Origin of the sequence: Mesobaculum littorinae (assembly GCF_004011175.1) — a bacterium.
GTDB classification, from domain to species: domain Bacteria; phylum Pseudomonadota; class Alphaproteobacteria; order Rhodobacterales; family Rhodobacteraceae; genus Tranquillimonas; species Tranquillimonas littorinae.
The window spans coordinates 118,306-133,355 of the sequence record NZ_RQXX01000005.1 but is presented as its reverse complement, the minus strand read 5'-3'; the positions used below and the strand labels follow the sequence as shown (position 1 = coordinate 133,355).

The following is a 15,050-nucleotide window of genomic DNA, read 5'->3' as shown; positions in this document are numbered from 1 at the left end:
ATGAGCTTGCACGGATGGCGCTGGCTGCGCCGTCCGGCCATTTGAGTATTTTTGAAGAGAAGAAGACGCGGTCGGTGCTGGCGGGCCGCCCGCGTGGATCGGGACGCATCCTGATTGGACGGCCCCGGGGATGGACGGTCTCGGAGCTGGACGGGGCCGGGGTCAGACGGCGCCGGGGGCGTCGATGGCGTAGAGCTTCAGAATCTCCAGCGGCAGCACGTCCAGCGCGCGGGCGTGAGTGGCGCCGAGGTGGATCAGCGGCGCGACGCCTTCGTGATGCGCCTGCAGGAACCGCGCGGCGCAGAGGCACCATTGATCCCCGGCGTTGAGGCCCGGAAACCCGAACTCGGGCCGGGGGGTCGACAGGTCGTTGCCGAGGTATTTCGAATAGGCGAGAAACTCGTCGGTCATTACCGCGCAGACGGTATGGCTGCCTGCGTCCTGCGCGCAGGTGTTGCAGGCGCCGTCGCGGAAAAAGCCGGTGCGCGGATGCATCGAGCAGGTTTCGAGCGTGGTGCCGAGCACGTTCTGAGAGGGGTCGGGCCGCATCGTACCGCCTTTGTGTCCGTGTGAACCGCACCCATCCGACCACGGAAGGGGCGGGGCGCGCAAGGGGATGACCCGGGGCGCGCGCGCGCGCTCTAGCGGAAGCGGTCTGCCAGCTTCTGCAGCGGGCTGCGCTGGTCTTCCGGCTCTGGCTTGGGCTCGCGCTCTGGCTTGGGCGTGGTCGTGTCCCCGGTCGGCCGCGCTGCGCCGGCGCCCGGCTTCGGCGCGGCGCCGGGCGCCCGGCGGGCAGGGGGCTGTGCGGGGGCCGTGCCGGTGCCGCTGCGGGCCGGGGAGAGGCGCTGTGCCACAGCGTTCTGGAAGCCCGGTCCATCGCCCTGCGCCAGCTTTGGCGCGCCGTCCGACACGCCGCGCAGCATGTCGTCCAGCCAGTCCTCGTCGGCCTTCGGGAAATCGTGCAGCACGTAGCCCGGCACCGCCTCTTTTCGGCCCGGGTGGCCCACGCCCATGCGCACCCGGTCGTAGTCCGGTCCGACATGGGCATGCAGCGACCGCAGGCCGTTGTGGCCCGCATGGCCGCCGCCCGTCTTCAGCCGCAGTTTGCCGGGGGCGAGATCGATTTCGTCGTGGAACACGGTCAGGTCGCCGGCGGCGAGCTTGTAGAAGCGCATCGCCTCGCCCACCGACTGGCCGGAGTTGTTCATGTAGGTCTCGGGCTTGAGCAGCACGACCTTTTCCGAGCCCAGCCTGCCCTCGGTCACCTGGCCCTGGAACTTCGACCGCCAGGGGGCAAAGCCATGGTCCGCGGCGATGCGGTCCACCGCCATGAAGCCGATGTTGTGCCGGGTTCGCGCGTATTTTCCCCCGGGATTGCCGAGGCCGATGATCAGTCGCATGGGGCGGGCTCCGCTTGCATCCATCCCCTAGTTGGCCCAGCCTACGCGCGATTGCAAACCACGTGGCGCGGAGGGCCCGGAATGTATCTGACAATGAACCGATTCAAGGTGAAGCTGGGATCGGAGGAGACCTTCGAGGAGGTTTGGAAATCCCGCGACAGCCAGTTGATGAGCGTGCCCGGCTTTCTGGGCTTTCACCTGATGAAGGGCCCCGAGAAGGAGGGCTATCGCCTCTATGCCTCGCACACCGCGTGGACGGACGAGACGGCCTTTACCGACTGGACCAAGTCCGAGGCGTTTCGCGCCGCGCACCGCGGCGCCGGGTCGCATGGCGACATCTACCTCGGGCCGCCCGAGCTTGAGGTCTTCGACAGTGTCCAGAGCCTGATGCCCTGACCTCCGGCTTCCCCCCGTTCCGGGCCGCCTGCCAGCCTCCGCCAGTCGGGGCGGGCCGGACCAGCGGGGAAGCCGGGGCTTGCCGCGATCAGCGCAGGAAAAAGGGCGGGATGCCGATGCATCCCGCCCTTTTCTACGTCTCGTGGCGGTGCAGGCCCCGGCCGGGGCCTGCGATCCGATCACTCTTCGGCGTTGTCTTCCTGCTCGGTCGCGGGAACCTCGTCCGCCGCGGGCTCTTCACCCTCATCCTCGGCGTTCTGCGACGCGAGGCCGGAAGGCGCCTGGATGTTGGCGATCACGAAATCGCGGTCGATCGTCGGGCGGGTGCCCGAGGGAAGGGTCACGTCCGAGATCGTCAGCGTATCGCCGATGTTCATGTGCGCGACCGAAGCGACCAGCTTTTCGGGAATGTCACCCGCGGTGCAGCGCAGCTCGACCTCGGGGCGGACCATGGTCAGCACGCCGCCGGCCTTGAGGCCGGGGGCCTCGTCTTCGCCTTCCAGCTCGACCGGGATGAACAGGCTGACGCGGCTGGTGCGGCGCAGGCGCATGAAGTCCACGTGCGTGGGAAGGTCCTTCACCACGTCGCGCTGGACCGAGCGGCAGATCACCCGCACGTCGTCCTGACCTTCAACCTGAAGGTTGAACAGCGTCGACAGGAAGCGGCCCTTCTTCAGACGCTTGATCAGCTCGTTGTAGGGCAGGTTGATGGCGACGGGATCGGCGCCCCCGCCATAGACGATTCCGGGAACTTGTCCCTCACGGCGTGCCTGACGGGCGGCCCCCTTGCCTGTCCCCGTCCTCACCGTGGCCTGGATGTCCGGTGTTTCACCAGCCATGGTCAATCTCCAATATATAAGGGTCCGGGCGGCCTCCAAGGGTGTCCGCCCACGAAGGCGGCCCTATAGGACAGATCGCGACGCGGGGGAAGGGCTAAACGACCGGGTTGGGGCGAAAGCGGGCGGTGCAAAGGCGGGCGGGCGAAAAGCGTGCGGGGGCAAGCCTGCCCGGCGCGATGCTGCCGCCGCCCCTTGCCGCGCGCGCAGGGAGAGGTAGACGGGGCGGCATGAGCCTTCTGACCACGCTTCGCCTGATCGGCCCCGCGGCCTGTGCCTTTGTCGTCCTCGGCGGCGGCTGGGGCATCTTCGCCGCCTCGGTGCCCGACCTCAAGGGCGCGATAGGGGCCGGCGACGGGGATTTCGGTCTGGCGGTGCTGTGTTCGTCGTCGGGCCTGCTGGCCGCGATGTGGCTGGCCCCGCAAAGCGACAGGCGGCTGGGCGCGATGGCGGTGCCGGTCACCGCGACGCTGTTTGCGTGCGCCCTGCTTCTGCCGGCGATGGCGGATCGCGTGACGCACTTCGCGCTGGCGATGATCCCGGTGGGCCTGTGTTCGGGCCTTCTGGACGTGTCGATGAACGCCCGCGTCAGCGAGGCCGAGGCGCGCGCGGGCCGGCCGCTCATGAACCTTGCGCATGCGCTTTATTCGCTGTCCTACGCCGTCGCCGCCGTGGCAACCGGCTGGGCGCGAGAGGCCGATTGGCCGCCAGTCGCGCTGTTCGCGATTCTGCTGGCGCTGGTCCTTGTGGGCGTGCGCCGTATGGTGGTCCCGGTCGCGCCGGTGCCCGATGCGGCAAACGCCACGCGGCAGGGTTTTCCGGTCCTGCTGGTGACGCTGGCCGGCGCGACGGTGCTGTTCGGGTTCATGGCCGAAAACGCGGTCGAGGGCTGGTCGGCGCTTCACCTCGAACGCACGCTGGGGGGCGGTGCGGCCGAGGGCGCTCTGGGGCCGGCGATGCTTGGGCTGACGATGGGTGTAGGCCGCGTGGCGGGGCAGGTGTTTTCCGAGCGTTTCGCGACGCATAAGGTTCTGACGGCGGGCGCGCTGGTGGCCGCGGCAGGCATCGCCGCAGCGGCGGCGGCGCCCGGCTTGGCCGTGGCCTATGCCGGGTTCGCCGTCTTCGGGCTGGGCGTGTCGGTGGTGGTGCCGCTGGCGCTGGCGATGGTGGGGGCCGAGGTTTCGCCCGCCCACCGCACCCGCGCGATTTCGCGGACGGCGGTGGTGGGGTTCTTCGGCATCGTCTTCGGACCCCCGCTGATGGGCGGGGTGTCCGAGGTGGCAGGCCTGCGGGCGGCCTTCGGCGCACAGGTGCTGCTGCTTCTGGCGGTGCCGCTCTGTCTTGTCGCGTTCCGCCGTGCGGCGGCCAGGCGGGGCGCGGCGCATTCCAGCGATGGTAACCCGGCCTGAACCGCTCTGTCCATGTGACCCCGGCGCGGCACCCTGGCCTGCGGCGAAACCGCCTGGCCGCCTAGCTGCCGACGATCATGCCGCCGTTCACGTGCACCGTCTGCCCGGTAACATACGAGGAATCCTCGCACGCGAGGTAGACATAGGCCGGGCCGCATTCCGATGGCTGGCCGATCCGCCCCAGTGCGGTCGATTTGCCGAGCGTGGGCAGGATGTCGGGATCGTAGGGCCCGAAGGTCGCGGGCTGCAGGGGCGTCCAGATCGGGCCGGGCGCGATTTCGTTCACACGGATGCCGCGTGGCCCGAGCTGCTTGGCCAGCGCCCGGGTAAAGCCCGCGATCGCGCCCTTTGTCGCGGTATAGGCCACGAGGTCCGAGTTGCCGGCAAAGGCGTTGATCGACGTGGTATTGATTATGGTCGCGCCCTCGGCCATTGCGCCAGCGCCGCCCGGGCAAGGTAGAAGTAGCCGTTGATGTTGACATCGAAATGCCACTGCCATTCGTCGTCCGACACGTCGGCCAGCGTGGCGCGGGGCACCTGGATGCCCGCGTTGTTGACCAGCACGTCGATGCCGCCCCACTCGGCCGCGACGCGGTCTGCGGCATCCTTGGCAAAGGCGCTGTCGCGCAGGTCGCCCTTGATGGTCATGCAGCGCACGCCCTCGGCCTCGATCAGCGCGGCGGTGGCCTCTGCGTCCTGATCCTCGTCGAGGTAGAGGATCGCGACATCGGCGCCTTCGCGGGCAAAGTGCAGCGCCGCGGCCCGGCCGATACCGCTGTCGCCGCCGGTGACGATGGTGCGCCACCCCTTCAGCTTGCCCGCCCCGGTATAGCCTGCACGGATATGCTCGGCTGGCGGGACGAGTTCGGATTCAGAGCCCGGTTGGCGGTCCTGGCTTTGCGGGGGAATGTCGAAGCTGGCCATCTTTTGCCCTTTCCATGCGGGTGAGGTGGCGAAACGGGCCGGAGGGGCCTCATGTTCCCGCCCGCCCCCGCACCGCCACCGCCCGGGCCTTGGGCGGGCCGGATCAGTCGGCTGGCGCGGGGTCTGGCGGCGCCTCCCACCGGCCGGAAAAGCCTTCGGGCACCAGCAGGATGTCGCGGTCGAGACTGCGGATCGACCTGCGCCCGCAAAGCGCCATCGTGGTGTCCAGCTCCTTGCGCAGGATTTCCAGCGCCGCGGTCACCCCGGGCTGCCCCATCGCGCCCAGGCCGTAGATGTAGGCCCGGCCAATGAAGACGCCCCGCGCGCCAAGCGACAGTGCCTTCAGCACGTCCTGGCCCGAGCGGATGCCGCTGTCGAGAAAGACCTCGGTCCGGTGACCCACGGCGGCGACGATGCTCGGCAGTACCCGGATCGAGGACAGGGCGCCGTCCAGCTGCCGCCCGCCATGGTTCGACACGACGATGGCGTCGCAGCCGATCTCGGCCGCGATCTTTGCGTCCTCGGCGTCCAAGATCCCTTTCAGGATCAGCTTGCCGCCCCACATTTCCTTGATCTTGCGCACCTTCTCCCAGTCAAGCTGGGGGTCGAAGCGTTCGGCGGTCCAGCGCATCAGGTCGCGCGTGTCGGAGACGCCGTTGACGTGGCCGACGATGTTGCCGAACTGGCGCCGCCGGGTGCGCAGCATCTTCGCCCCCCAGCCCCATTTCGTGGCGAGGTCCAGCATGGTGCCGGGGGTCAGACGCGGCGGCGCCGAAAGGCCGTTCTTCAGGTCCCGGTGCCGCTGGCCCAGGATCTGCAGGTCGAGCGTCAGGACCAGGGCCGAGCACCCCGCGCGCTTGGCGCGACCGATGATCCCCGCCAGATAGTCGATGTCGCGCATGACGTAGAGCTGGAACCAGAACGGGCGGCTGGTGTGCTCGGCCACGTCCTCGATCGAGCAGATTGACATCGTCGACAGGGTGAAGGGGACGCCATAGGCCTCGGCCGCGCGGGCGGCGAGGATCTCGCCGTCGGCGTGCTGCATGCCGGTCAGCCCGACGGGGGCAAGCGCCACGGGCATGGTCACGCCTTCGCCGATCATCGTCGTTGCGGTCGAGCGGTTGTCCATGTCGACGGCAACGCGCTGGCGCAGGCGGATCTTCTGGAAATCGTTGGTGTTGTCGCGGAACGTCTGTTCCGTCCAGCTGCCGGATTCGCAGTAGTCGTAGAACATCTTCGGCACGCGTCGCCGGTAAAGACGCCGAAGATCCTCGATTTCCGTCAGCACTGGCATGTTCGACCTGGCCCCCGTTTCACCCGCCGCGTGGCTCATCCCCCTAGGTTTATTGCCCCGGGCATCGCTTGACGCAATGTCACCCGGTCAATTTCCGGGTAGATCGCAGCAGGAGACGGAGGTGCCGGGTGGCCGGTCGGGGTCTTTTCCGGGGGCGGCCCCGAGGCCGAACGGCACACAAACAACGGCACACGGACAACGGCCGGGAGCCCCCGCAAGGGCCTACCGGGCGAGGGGCGCGATCAGACGCTGTGCGCGCCGTCGGCGAGCGACTTGACCACGGCCAGGACCTCGGAGGCCGAGCGGCCCTTGGCGATCTCGCCCACGATGGCCGAGCCCACCACCACGCCGTCGGCGATACCGGCGATGGCCGCGCTCGACTCGGGACTGCGGACGCCGAAGCCCACGATGACGGGCAGGTCGGTCTTGGCCTTGATCCGCGCGACCTCGGGGGCGACGGTGTCGGCGCGGGCCTCGGCCGCGCCGGTGATCCCGGTGATCGAGACGTAATAGACGAAGCCGCTGGTGTTCTGCAGCACCTTCGGCAGACGCTTGTCGTCGGTCGTGGGCGTGGCCAGCCGGATGAAGTTCAGCCCCGCGCGTTGCGCCGGGATGCACAGCTCGTCATCCTCTTCGGGCGGCAGGTCGACCACGATCAGGCCGTCGATCCCGGCCTCCTTCGCATCGGCCAGGAACCTGTCCACGCCGCGGGAATAGATCGGGTTGTAGTATCCCATCATGACGATCGGCGTCGTTGTGTCGCCCTCGCGAAAATCGCGGGCCATCTGCAACGTCCGCTCCAGCGTCTGGCCACCTGCCAGCGCCCGCTGCCCCGCCATTTGGATCGTCGGGCCATCGGCCATCGGATCGGTGAAGGGCAGGCCCATCTCGATGATGTCGACGCCGGCGCCCGGCAGGCCCTTCACGATTTCCAGGCTGCGGTCGTAGTCGGGGTCGCCGGCCATGACATAGGCCACGAAGGCCTTCTTCCCGTCGGATTTCAACCGGGCGAAGGTGTCGTCGATGCGTGTCATGTGTCGTCCCCCTGAACCGGCCCCGCGGGCCGGGGACGAGATGTGTCCGATGCGGGCGCAGAAATCAACTGAACCCGGACGGAAAATCCCGGGTCGTGCTATTCCTTGGCGGCGGGATGCCCCTATATCAGACGCATGAACTACTTGCTCGCACTTTTCCTGCCGCCTTTGTCCATCCTTCTGGCCGGGCGGCCGATCGTGGCCATCGTCACGTTCCTGATCTGGCTGCCGGCCATCCTGATTTCGGGGGGGCTGGGGCATCCGATCTTCATCCTGCTGGCCTGGGTGCTGATCTACCAGGCCCGCGCGGACCGGCGTTACGGCTGACCCGGGCCATCGGCGACGTGGGCTGACGGCAGCCCCGTCGCGGGTTCGGCCCGGGACCGCCAGCGTTGTCCGAACGGTGCGCGCCCTTGCCAAGCACGGGCGCGCACCCTAGACCCCCCGCGATCTCGAAGTTGGAAGGATGCCACCATGGGCTTTCGGATGGGTATCGTCGGCATGCCGAACGTCGGCAAATCGACGCTCTTCAACGCGCTGACGCGGACGGCCGAGGCGCAGGCGGCGAACTTTCCCTTCTGCACGATCGAACCCAACGTGGGCGAGGTCGCGGTGCCCGACAGCCGGCTGGACAAGCTGGCCGGCATCGCCGGGTCAAAGCAGATCATTCCAACCCGGATGACCTTTGTCGACATCGCGGGCCTCGTGAAGGGCGCCAGCAAGGGCGAGGGGCTGGGCAACCAGTTCCTGTCGAACATCCGCGAATGCGACGCCATCGCCCATGTGCTGCGCTGTTTCGAGGATGACGACGTTACCCATGTCGACGGCCGCGTCGACCCCGTGGCCGACGCCGAAACCATCGAGACCGAGCTGATGCTCTCCGACCTCGAATCGATCGAGCGGCGGTTGCAGAACCTCGTCCGCAAGGTGCGCGGTGGCGACAAGGAGGCGGTCCAGCAGGAGCGTCTGCTGAAAGAGGCGCAGGCGGCGCTGGAATCGGGCCGCCCGGCCCGGGTGGTCGAGGTGTCCGAGGATGACGCCAAGGCGTGGCGGATGTTGCAGCTTCTGACGACGAAGCCCGTGCTCTACGTCTGCAACGTCGGCGAATCCGAAGCCGCGACAGGCAACGCGCAATCCGCCCGCGTGGCCGAGATGGCGGCGGGGCAGGGCGCGGCGACGGTCGTGATCTCGGCCCAGATCGAGGAAGAGATCGCCCAGCTCGACGCCGAAGAGGCGGCCGAGTTCCTGTCGGAACTGGGCCTCGACGAGGCCGGGCTCGACCGGTTGATCCACGCGGGCTACGCACTGCTGGGACTGCAGACATACTTTACCGTCGGTCCCAAGGAGGCGCGCGCATGGACGATCCCCGTCGGCACGCTGGCCCCCCAGGCGGCGGGCGTGATCCACGGCGATTTCGAACGCGGCTTCATCCGGTCCGAGACCATCGCCTACGACGATTTCGTGGCGCTGGGCGGCGAAAACGGAGCCAAGGACGCCGGCAAGATGCGCGTCGAGGGCAAGAGCTACGAGGTGAAGGACGGCGACGTCCTGCATTTCCTCTTCAACGCCTGACGCCGGGCGCCCGACTGAGCACACCGGACGCCGGAGAAACGATGAAGGCGACGCCGCTCGGTTGAAAAACCGGCGCCGATCGCCCATTGTCCGCGCCTTTCGAACCTTCGAACGGGGAGCCGGATCAATGTCCGACCTGACCACCCGCGCGAATGACGAGGGCGACCTTGCACCGCTCGCGCGGCTTTTGACGGACGAGGCCGATCTGGCGCTCGTCAATCCCAACGCCAAGCATCCTTTCGATCCGCTGGAGTGGAAGGAAAAGTGGCTGGCCGATCTTGATGACGCGTCGTTCTATCTGATCGACGGGAGAGGGCGCGAGGTCGGGTTCTTCGCCCTGCGCCCCGGCATCGGGCCCGAGGTGCGGCATCTGGCCTATGTCTATGTCAGCGAAGAGGCGCGCGGCGGCGCCGGCGCGCAGATGACCCGGCTGGTCGAGGATGCGGCGCGCGGGCTGGGCGCCCTGTCGATCACCCTGAAGGTCGAGACCGACAATGACCCCGCCTTCGCCGCCTATGTGTCGGCCGGATACGAGGAGCTGTCCCGCCAACGCGGCATGGCCACGATGCGGCGCGATCTGGACTGACGCGGGCGGGGCAGGCTTGGCGCCGGTACGCTGCGGCCCGAGTTCGGCGACCTGCGGGCCCGGACCGGCGGTCGGGGAGCCTGAGGTATGATGGAAAGACGCCGCCGCGTTGCCACGCGGATCAGGCCGCCAGCAACTCTTCCAGGTGAGCCTGCGCCGCGGCGAGGTCTGCGCGGAACGTCTCGGTCTCTGCCTCTTGGGCCGCGGCATCGGGCAGGCGCAGGATGTAGGAGGGGTGGACGGTCAGGAATACGGGTCCGACCCCGGTCTCCTCGATCCGGCCGCGGCGTTTGAGGATGCCGGCGCGCGTGCCGGTCAACGTCTCCGCCGCGGTGCCCCCCATGGCGAGGATCAGGCGCGGTCGGATCAGCTCGACCTCGCGGTCCAGCCACCAGCGCGCATGCTCGATATCGCCCTTGCCAGGCGACTGGTGGATGCGCCGCTTGCCGCGCAGGGAAAACTTGAACTGTTTTACGGCATTGGTGACGTAGGCCGCGCCCCGGTCGATGCCGGCCAACGCGGCCTCGCGATCGAAAACCTGGCCAGCGGGGCCGACGAAGGGCCGCCCTTCGCGGTCCTCGACATCTCCGGGCTGCTCGCCCACGATCATCAGCGCGGCATCCGGCGGCCCCTCGCCCAGCACGATGCGACCATACCCTTCGCGGGCGGTGCGGCTGTCCTCTTCGGCCTTGCGGCGGAGATCGTCGAAGCTGAGCGTCATGGGGGGCGAAACGCGCGGCGTGTGCAGCCGTTCCAGCACCCGCGCCGCGCGCTTGGGCGCGGGCGTGGGGGCGGCGGCGCGCATCGCGTCCGACCGGGCCTGCGCGCTGGCGATCATGTCGGGAATCAACCCGGCCTCGGGGAGGTTCTTCCAATATTTCCTGGGCATCTCGGACGTCATCGCCCGCACCTTGAGCCGTGCGGGGTTAAAGATGGACCGGAAATAGGTGCCCCAAAGCTCTTCGGTGGCGTCCTCGGGCAGGGGGGGCTTTGTGCCGCCGGGCTCAAAGCTGATCTCCCCGTCGTCGAACCGCGCCGTCAGGTCCGGCGTCACGATGATCCAGTCCATGTCGCCGAAGCGGCGGGCAAAGAACGGCGCGACGGGTTCGGTGATGTGGTGATCGGGCTCGAACCAGGCGGCAAAGCGGCGGCGCGGGGCGTGCGGGTCGCCGATTTCGCGGAAACGCACGAAGGCGTGCATCTTGTGCAGATCGCGGCGCACCGATTTCTCGAGCCTGCGCAGATGCGCGAGGTCGGGGTCAGCCCGGTCGTGGATCAGGCCCGGCGCATCCCGCAGCCGCCAGAGCATGGCATAGAGCCGCGCGAAACGGTCGGGTGCCGAATGCCAGGCGACCGTTTCGGACAGTGGAACGAAGTCCCGTGGCACGGTCAGCGGCGCAGTCCGGGGCAGGTCGGGTAGGGCGGGCGCGGCAAAAAGCCCCGCCTCGGTGTCGCCGTAAAGCCAGTCGACCTCTTCGGGCGGCACGCCGGCGCGGGCGAGGTCGCGCGCCGCGTTGCGCCAGGCCGTGGCCGTGCCGCGCGTGGGCATGCGCACGGCGTGCATTAGAACAGCGCCAGCTGCTCGGGCGGCGGAGCGAAGCGCGCCCGCAGGTCGGCCGAATCGGTCAGCCCCCCGGGCGACCAGCCCCGCGCGGTGACGAAGGGCCGCGCCTTCTTCATCAGCGCGCCGAGACGGGTCAGATCCTCGAATCCCAGCGTGCGGTGACGGCGCGAGCTCAGGATGCGGCCCACCGTCTTGGTGCCGAAGCCGGGGACACGCAGCAGCATTTCGCGCGTGGCGCGGTTCGCGTCGACGGGGAAGTGTTCGCGGTGCGCCAGCGCCCAGGCAAGTTTCGGGTCGATCGTCAGGTCGAGGTTGCCGTCGGGCGTGGCCGCGGTAATCTCATCTACGTCGAAGCCATAGAAGCGCATCAGCCAGTCGGCCTGGTACAGCCTGTGCTCGCGTTCCAGCGGCGGGCGGATCAGGGGCAGCTTGGCCGTCGCGTCGGGGATCGGCGAAAACGCCGAGTAATAGACCCGCTTCAGCCCGTAGCCCGCGTAAAGCCGGTTCGACTGTCCCAGGATCGCGGCGTCGTTCGACCCGTCCGCCCCCACGATCATTTGCGTCGATTGCCCCGCGGGGGCGAACCGGGGCGGGCGACGCCCGGTATGGCTGCGATCCTTCGTGGCGGTGCGCGCCTCGTGCACCCGGCCCATCGCGCCGCGGATCGTTTCGGGGTCCTTCTCGGGCGCGAAGGCGCGCACGCTGGTGTCGGTCGGCAATTCGACATTGATCGACAGGCGGTCGGCGTGGCGCCCTGCCTCGGCAATCAGGCGCGGATCGGCGTCGGGGATGGTCTTTAGGTGGATGTAGCCGCGGAAATGATGGACCTCGCGCAGGGTGCGGGCGATGCGCACCATCTCTTCCATCGTGGCGGCGGGCGAGCGGATGATGCCCGAGGACAGGAACAACCCCTCGATATAATTGCGGCGATAGAATTCGAGGGTCAGCGACACGACCTCCTCGACGCTGAACCGGGCCCGTTCGACGTTCGACGACACTCGGTTCACGCAGTAGGCGCAATCGTAGATGCAGAAATTCGTCAGCAGAATCTTCAGCAGGCTGATGCAGCGGCCGTCGGGGGCATAGGCATGACAGATGCCCGACCCCTCGGTCGAGCCCAAGCTCTTGCCGCCGCGGCTGTCGCGTCTGGAGGTGCCGCTGGACGCGCAGGAGGCGTCATACTTGGCGGCGTCCGACAGGATGGCGAGTTTGCGGTCGAGGCTGAGTGAGGTCATGTGTTCGTTATATGTTCGCGTGCCTCCCCGGGCAAGCGCCGGGCGATCACGGTTGCGACAGGGCCCTCGCGGGAGGGCCGCGCGCGCTTCGGCACGTCGCGGCATCTGGGCGCGCGGGGGGCAGGGAGAGTTGCACCCGGCGGCGCAGGCGCTATTACGGGGCGCAGAGGCAGCCGCCGCGCCACCCGTGCGACGCCCGTCTCTGGCTTGCCGCGGCCCGGCCGCGCCCCGCGTTGCACGACCCGAAGGACATCCGAATGCTCCGCCGCCTCTATTCCGACCAGCCCGAAAGCTTCGCCTTCACCCCGGCCAACCTCGACTGGGCGCGGGCGCAGATCACCAAGTATCCCGAAGGCCGCCAGGCCAGTGCGGTGATCCCGCTGCTGTGGCGCGCGCAGGAGCAGGAGGGCTGGCTGACCCGCCCTGCCATGGAAGAAGTCGCCCGCATGCTGGATATGGCCTATATCCGCGTGCTCGAGGTCGCGACCTTCTACTTCATGTTCCAGCTGCAGCCCGTGGGCTCGGTCGCGCATGTGCAGGTCTGCGGCACGACGTCCTGCATGATCTGCGGCGCCGAGGACCTGATCGGGCTCTGCCGCGAAAAGATCGCCCCGCGCCCGCACGAACTTTCCGAGGACGGAAAGTTCTCGTGGGAAGAAGTCGAATGTCTCGGCGCCTGCTCGAACGCGCCGATGGCGCAGATCGGCAAGGATTACTACGAGGACCTGACAACCGAATCGCTGGCCCACATCCTGGACGAGATGGCCGCGGGCCGGGTGCCGCGTCCGGGGCCGCAGAACAGTCGCTTCGCGTCCGAGCCGAAGTCGGGCGCCACGTCGCTGCTGCCCGAGGGCGAGGCCGCGAACGGGGCCAACGCCAGCGTCGCGCTGGCCGAAGAGATCGGCGATACAATCAAGCGGATCGACGGGACCGAGGTGCCGTTGCGCACGCCGTGGCAAGACAAGGGCGATCGCCCCGAGGGCCAGCCCGGCCCGGTGCGCGACGACCACCTGTCGCCCGGTGTTGCCGCCGGGCCGACCGATGGGCCGACCCCGGGGCCGAAACCCTCGGAAGGGCGTCCGGCCGACGATACCGGCGTGACCGAGCAGGAGGCGCCGGCGCATGAGCGTGGCCGCCCCGAAGCGCGCGGTGATCAGCCCGCCGGGCAGCCCGGGCCGTCGGACGCCGACCACCAGGCCCATGCCGGCAGCGCGGCGCCTGCGGGCGACGCCCCCGGCCGCGAGGCCGGTGAGACGGGGGACGACGCTGCGATGCCTGAAAGCGGCCGGCACCCGCAGGGCGACGCCGCCGAGGACGCCTCGGCCGCGGGCACGACCGCGGCAGATACCGCCGCGCCGGTGTCGCAAGAGCCCGCCTCGGACACTGACACCTCGGAAGAGAGCCGTGCCGCCGCCACGCTGAACGAAAGCGAAGCGCGGGAGCCTGGGCGGCTGGATGCGCCCCGCGGCGGTCAGGGCGACGATCTCAAGCAGATGCGCGGCGTCGGTCCCAAAGTCGAAGAGCAGTTGAACGCGCTGGGGATCTGGCATCTCGACCAGGTCGCCGGGTGGAGCGCGGCCGAACTGGCCTGGGTCGACCGCAACCTCGAAGGGTTTCGCGGCCGCGCGGTGCGTGACGACTGGGTGGGGCAGGCGCGCGCCCTGACGCGCGGCACCGCCTGAACCGCGCCCCGCGCGGACGGGAGGGCCCGTTCGCCACATGGGGCGCCCGCAGTCAAGGTGACACGGATGGCCGGACGCAACGAATGGACCTCGCGCCGGGTGGCGCTGGTGGCCGGAGCGACCGGGCTGGCGGCGCTGTTCGTCCTGCTGATCGTCGGGCTTCCGGCCGGACCGGCGGCTCTGGTCGCGATCGTCGCGGCGCTCGCGGTGGGCGGGTTCCTTTTCCTCGGCCGCACGGGGCACGCCGCCTTCGGTCGCAGCCGCGGCCTGACGGTGCCTGCCTCTCCGCATCAGGGCACCGCGCCCGGGCCCCGTGACGCCGCGGTGGCGGACCCTGCCGTGCCGCCTCCGGGCCCCGGGGCGACCACCCCGCCACCCGTTCACCATCCCCACGACCCTGGACACGTGGTGCCGGCCAACGGCCACACGACGGCGCAGGCGTCCGAGGGCGGCGAGATCCGGGCGGACACGCCGCCGGGGCCCGGCCGCGACACGCCGCCGCCGGCAGCGGGGTCCCGGGCGGGGCACTCGACCGGGCAGGAGGCTGGGCAGGCTGACGATACTGCGCCGGTCCGGCCGCAGGCCCTGGCCGCGCCGCGCGCCGGCGGGGCCGATGATCTTCGCCGCATCCACGGGGTCGGACCCAAGCTTGAACAGCAGCTGCACGACCTCGGGATCTGGCACTTCGACCAGATCGCCGGCTGGACGAAGGCCGAGGTCGCGTGGATGGATTCGCATCTCGAAGGCTTTTCCGGACGCGTCAGTCGCGATAACTGGACCGGACAGGCCGCGGAGTTCGCGCGCGCCACCCCCGATCACAGCGACGGATCAGACCGCTCATGACACGCCCCCCCTCCCGATCCGGACGCCCCGCCGCGACGGGCCGCGAGGCCCGCGCCGCGCAGGAGCGTGCGCTGGCCCGGCAGGGCCGCGTCGTGGCGCTGGTCATCGCCGGAACCATGCTGATCTGGCTGGCGGCGCAATGGGTGGGACCACGGCTTGGCCTGCCCGGCCGCTATGCCGTTTTGATCGACCTCTTCGCGCTCGCGGGTTTCGCATGGGCGCTCATCGTGACATATCAGATCTGGCGCAAGCGCCGGGACAGCCAGGACGGATAG

15 protein-coding genes and 1 pseudogene are annotated in these 15,050 nt (G+C 69.3%); 8 read left to right on the top strand and 8 right to left on the bottom strand.

Annotation, left to right across the window (positions count from 1 at the left end; genetic code table 11):
• Positions 1 to 162 precede the first annotated feature (162 nt).
• Both EKE94_RS14745 and pth read right to left on the bottom strand, forming a co-directional pair.
• Entirely contained in the window at positions 163 to 549 is a 387-nt protein-coding gene (locus EKE94_RS14745) for a DUF2237 family protein (protein ID WP_127907394.1), read from the bottom strand.
• A 92-nt stretch (positions 550 to 641) separates the two neighbouring features.
• Positions 642 to 1,400 carry an aminoacyl-tRNA hydrolase gene (gene pth, locus EKE94_RS14740; protein ID WP_127907393.1) on the bottom strand — a complete coding sequence of 253 codons (759 nt, stop codon included), beginning with the start codon at positions 1,398 to 1,400 and terminating at the stop codon, positions 642 to 644.
• Between the two features lie 81 nt (positions 1,401 to 1,481).
• Between pth and EKE94_RS14735 the strand changes: the two genes are divergently transcribed.
• A complete protein-coding gene (locus EKE94_RS14735) occupies positions 1,482 to 1,796 on the top strand; it encodes an antibiotic biosynthesis monooxygenase family protein (RefSeq protein ID WP_127907392.1) in 315 nt (104 codons plus the stop codon).
• Between the two features lie 179 nt (positions 1,797 to 1,975).
• Here EKE94_RS14735 and EKE94_RS14730 read toward each other — a convergent pair whose 3' ends face one another.
• The gene (locus EKE94_RS14730) at positions 1,976 to 2,635 is read right to left on the bottom strand and encodes a 50S ribosomal protein L25/general stress protein Ctc (protein WP_127907391.1); all 660 of its coding nucleotides are present in this window, start codon (positions 2,633 to 2,635) and stop codon (positions 1,976 to 1,978) included.
• A gap of 227 nt (positions 2,636 to 2,862) precedes the next feature.
• Between EKE94_RS14730 and EKE94_RS14725 the strand changes: the two genes are divergently transcribed.
• Positions 2,863 to 4,041, top strand: coding sequence for an MFS transporter (locus tag EKE94_RS14725; RefSeq protein WP_127907390.1), 1,179 nt, complete (start codon positions 2,863 to 2,865; stop codon positions 4,039 to 4,041).
• Positions 4,042 to 4,102: 61 nt separating this feature from the next.
• On the opposite strand, the pseudogene EKE94_RS14720 reads toward EKE94_RS14725, so the two are convergent.
• From EKE94_RS14720 to trpA, 3 genes and pseudogenes are all read right to left on the bottom strand, one after another.
• Positions 4,103 to 4,965 (bottom strand): annotated as a pseudogene (locus EKE94_RS14720) (SDR family oxidoreductase).
• A 103-nt stretch (positions 4,966 to 5,068) separates the two neighbouring features.
• Complete coding sequence (locus tag EKE94_RS14715; RefSeq protein WP_127907389.1) at positions 5,069 to 6,259, bottom strand: alpha-hydroxy acid oxidase; 1,191 nt, start codon at positions 6,257 to 6,259, stop codon at positions 5,069 to 5,071.
• Between the two features lie 242 nt (positions 6,260 to 6,501).
• Entirely contained in the window at positions 6,502 to 7,293 is a 792-nt protein-coding gene (gene trpA, locus EKE94_RS14710) for a tryptophan synthase subunit alpha (RefSeq protein WP_127907388.1), read from the bottom strand.
• A 135-nt stretch (positions 7,294 to 7,428) separates the two neighbouring features.
• Here trpA and EKE94_RS14705 point away from each other — a divergent pair, with 135 nt between their 5' ends.
• The 3 genes from EKE94_RS14705 to EKE94_RS14695 all read left to right on the top strand — a co-directional run bounded on the left by EKE94_RS14705 (position 7,429) and on the right by EKE94_RS14695 (position 9,451).
• On the top strand, positions 7,429 to 7,620 hold the full coding sequence (locus tag EKE94_RS14705) for a hypothetical protein (RefSeq protein WP_127907387.1): 192 nt from the start codon (positions 7,429 to 7,431) through the stop codon (positions 7,618 to 7,620).
• 147 nt (positions 7,621 to 7,767) lie between these two features.
• Positions 7,768 to 8,865, top strand: a complete 1,098-nt coding sequence (ychF, locus tag EKE94_RS14700; RefSeq protein ID WP_127907386.1) for a redox-regulated ATPase YchF — start codon at positions 7,768 to 7,770, stop codon at positions 8,863 to 8,865.
• 127 nt (positions 8,866 to 8,992) lie between these two features.
• On the top strand, positions 8,993 to 9,451 hold the full coding sequence (locus EKE94_RS14695; RefSeq protein ID WP_127907385.1) for a GNAT family N-acetyltransferase: 459 nt from the start codon (positions 8,993 to 8,995) through the stop codon (positions 9,449 to 9,451).
• Between the two features lie 121 nt (positions 9,452 to 9,572).
• On the opposite strand, the gene EKE94_RS14690 is transcribed toward EKE94_RS14695, so the two are convergent.
• Positions 9,573 to 11,015: a UdgX family uracil-DNA binding protein gene (locus EKE94_RS14690; RefSeq protein ID WP_127907384.1), complete on the bottom strand. Its 1,443-nt coding sequence runs from the start codon at positions 11,013 to 11,015 to the stop codon at positions 9,573 to 9,575.
• On the bottom strand, positions 11,015 to 12,250 hold the full coding sequence (locus EKE94_RS14685; RefSeq protein ID WP_127907383.1) for a putative DNA modification/repair radical SAM protein: 1,236 nt from the start codon (positions 12,248 to 12,250) through the stop codon (positions 11,015 to 11,017). The genes EKE94_RS14690 and EKE94_RS14685 overlap by 1 nt, the downstream gene beginning before the upstream one ends.
• Before the next feature lie 257 nt (positions 12,251 to 12,507).
• On the opposite strand from EKE94_RS14685, the gene nuoE reads away from it, so the two are divergent.
• From nuoE to EKE94_RS14670, 3 genes are all read left to right on the top strand, one after another.
• Entirely contained in the window at positions 12,508 to 13,932 is a 1,425-nt protein-coding gene (nuoE, locus tag EKE94_RS14680) for an NADH-quinone oxidoreductase subunit NuoE (RefSeq protein WP_127907382.1), read from the top strand.
• A 66-nt stretch (positions 13,933 to 13,998) separates the two neighbouring features.
• Entirely contained in the window at positions 13,999 to 14,775 is a 777-nt protein-coding gene (locus EKE94_RS18970) for an endonuclease (protein ID WP_235856048.1), read from the top strand.
• Complete coding sequence (locus tag EKE94_RS14670) at positions 14,772 to 15,050, top strand: DUF5337 domain-containing protein (protein WP_127907381.1); 279 nt, start codon at positions 14,772 to 14,774, stop codon at positions 15,048 to 15,050. Before EKE94_RS18970 ends, EKE94_RS14670 begins: the two co-directional genes overlap by 4 nt.

Excerpts from the sequence above, each read along its gene's own strand:
- EKE94_RS14745 (WP_127907394.1), bottom strand. The coding sequence starts at position 549 with ATGCGGCCCGACCCCTCTCAGAACGTGCTCGGCACCACGCTCGAAACC.
- pth (WP_127907393.1), bottom strand. The coding sequence starts at position 1,400 with ATGCGACTGATCATCGGCCTCGGCAATCCCGGGGGAAAATACGCGCGA.
- EKE94_RS14735 (WP_127907392.1), top strand. The coding sequence starts at position 1,482 with ATGTATCTGACAATGAACCGATTCAAGGTGAAGCTGGGATCGGAGGAG.
- EKE94_RS14730 (WP_127907391.1), bottom strand. The coding sequence starts at position 2,635 with ATGGCTGGTGAAACACCGGACATCCAGGCCACGGTGAGGACGGGGACA.
- EKE94_RS14725 (WP_127907390.1), top strand. The coding sequence starts at position 2,863 with ATGAGCCTTCTGACCACGCTTCGCCTGATCGGCCCCGCGGCCTGTGCC.
- EKE94_RS14715 (WP_127907389.1), bottom strand. The coding sequence starts at position 6,259 with ATGCCAGTGCTGACGGAAATCGAGGATCTTCGGCGTCTTTACCGGCGA.
- trpA (WP_127907388.1), bottom strand. The coding sequence starts at position 7,293 with ATGACACGCATCGACGACACCTTCGCCCGGTTGAAATCCGACGGGAAG.
- EKE94_RS14705 (WP_127907387.1), top strand. The coding sequence starts at position 7,429 with ATGAACTACTTGCTCGCACTTTTCCTGCCGCCTTTGTCCATCCTTCTG.
- ychF (WP_127907386.1), top strand. The coding sequence starts at position 7,768 with ATGGGCTTTCGGATGGGTATCGTCGGCATGCCGAACGTCGGCAAATCG.
- EKE94_RS14695 (WP_127907385.1), top strand. The coding sequence starts at position 8,993 with ATGTCCGACCTGACCACCCGCGCGAATGACGAGGGCGACCTTGCACCG.
- EKE94_RS14690 (WP_127907384.1), bottom strand. The coding sequence starts at position 11,015 with ATGCACGCCGTGCGCATGCCCACGCGCGGCACGGCCACGGCCTGGCGC.
- EKE94_RS14685 (WP_127907383.1), bottom strand. The coding sequence starts at position 12,250 with ATGACCTCACTCAGCCTCGACCGCAAACTCGCCATCCTGTCGGACGCC.
- nuoE (WP_127907382.1), top strand. The coding sequence starts at position 12,508 with ATGCTCCGCCGCCTCTATTCCGACCAGCCCGAAAGCTTCGCCTTCACC.
- EKE94_RS18970 (WP_235856048.1), top strand. The coding sequence starts at position 13,999 with ATGGCCGGACGCAACGAATGGACCTCGCGCCGGGTGGCGCTGGTGGCC.
- EKE94_RS14670 (WP_127907381.1), top strand. The coding sequence starts at position 14,772 with ATGACACGCCCCCCCTCCCGATCCGGACGCCCCGCCGCGACGGGCCGC.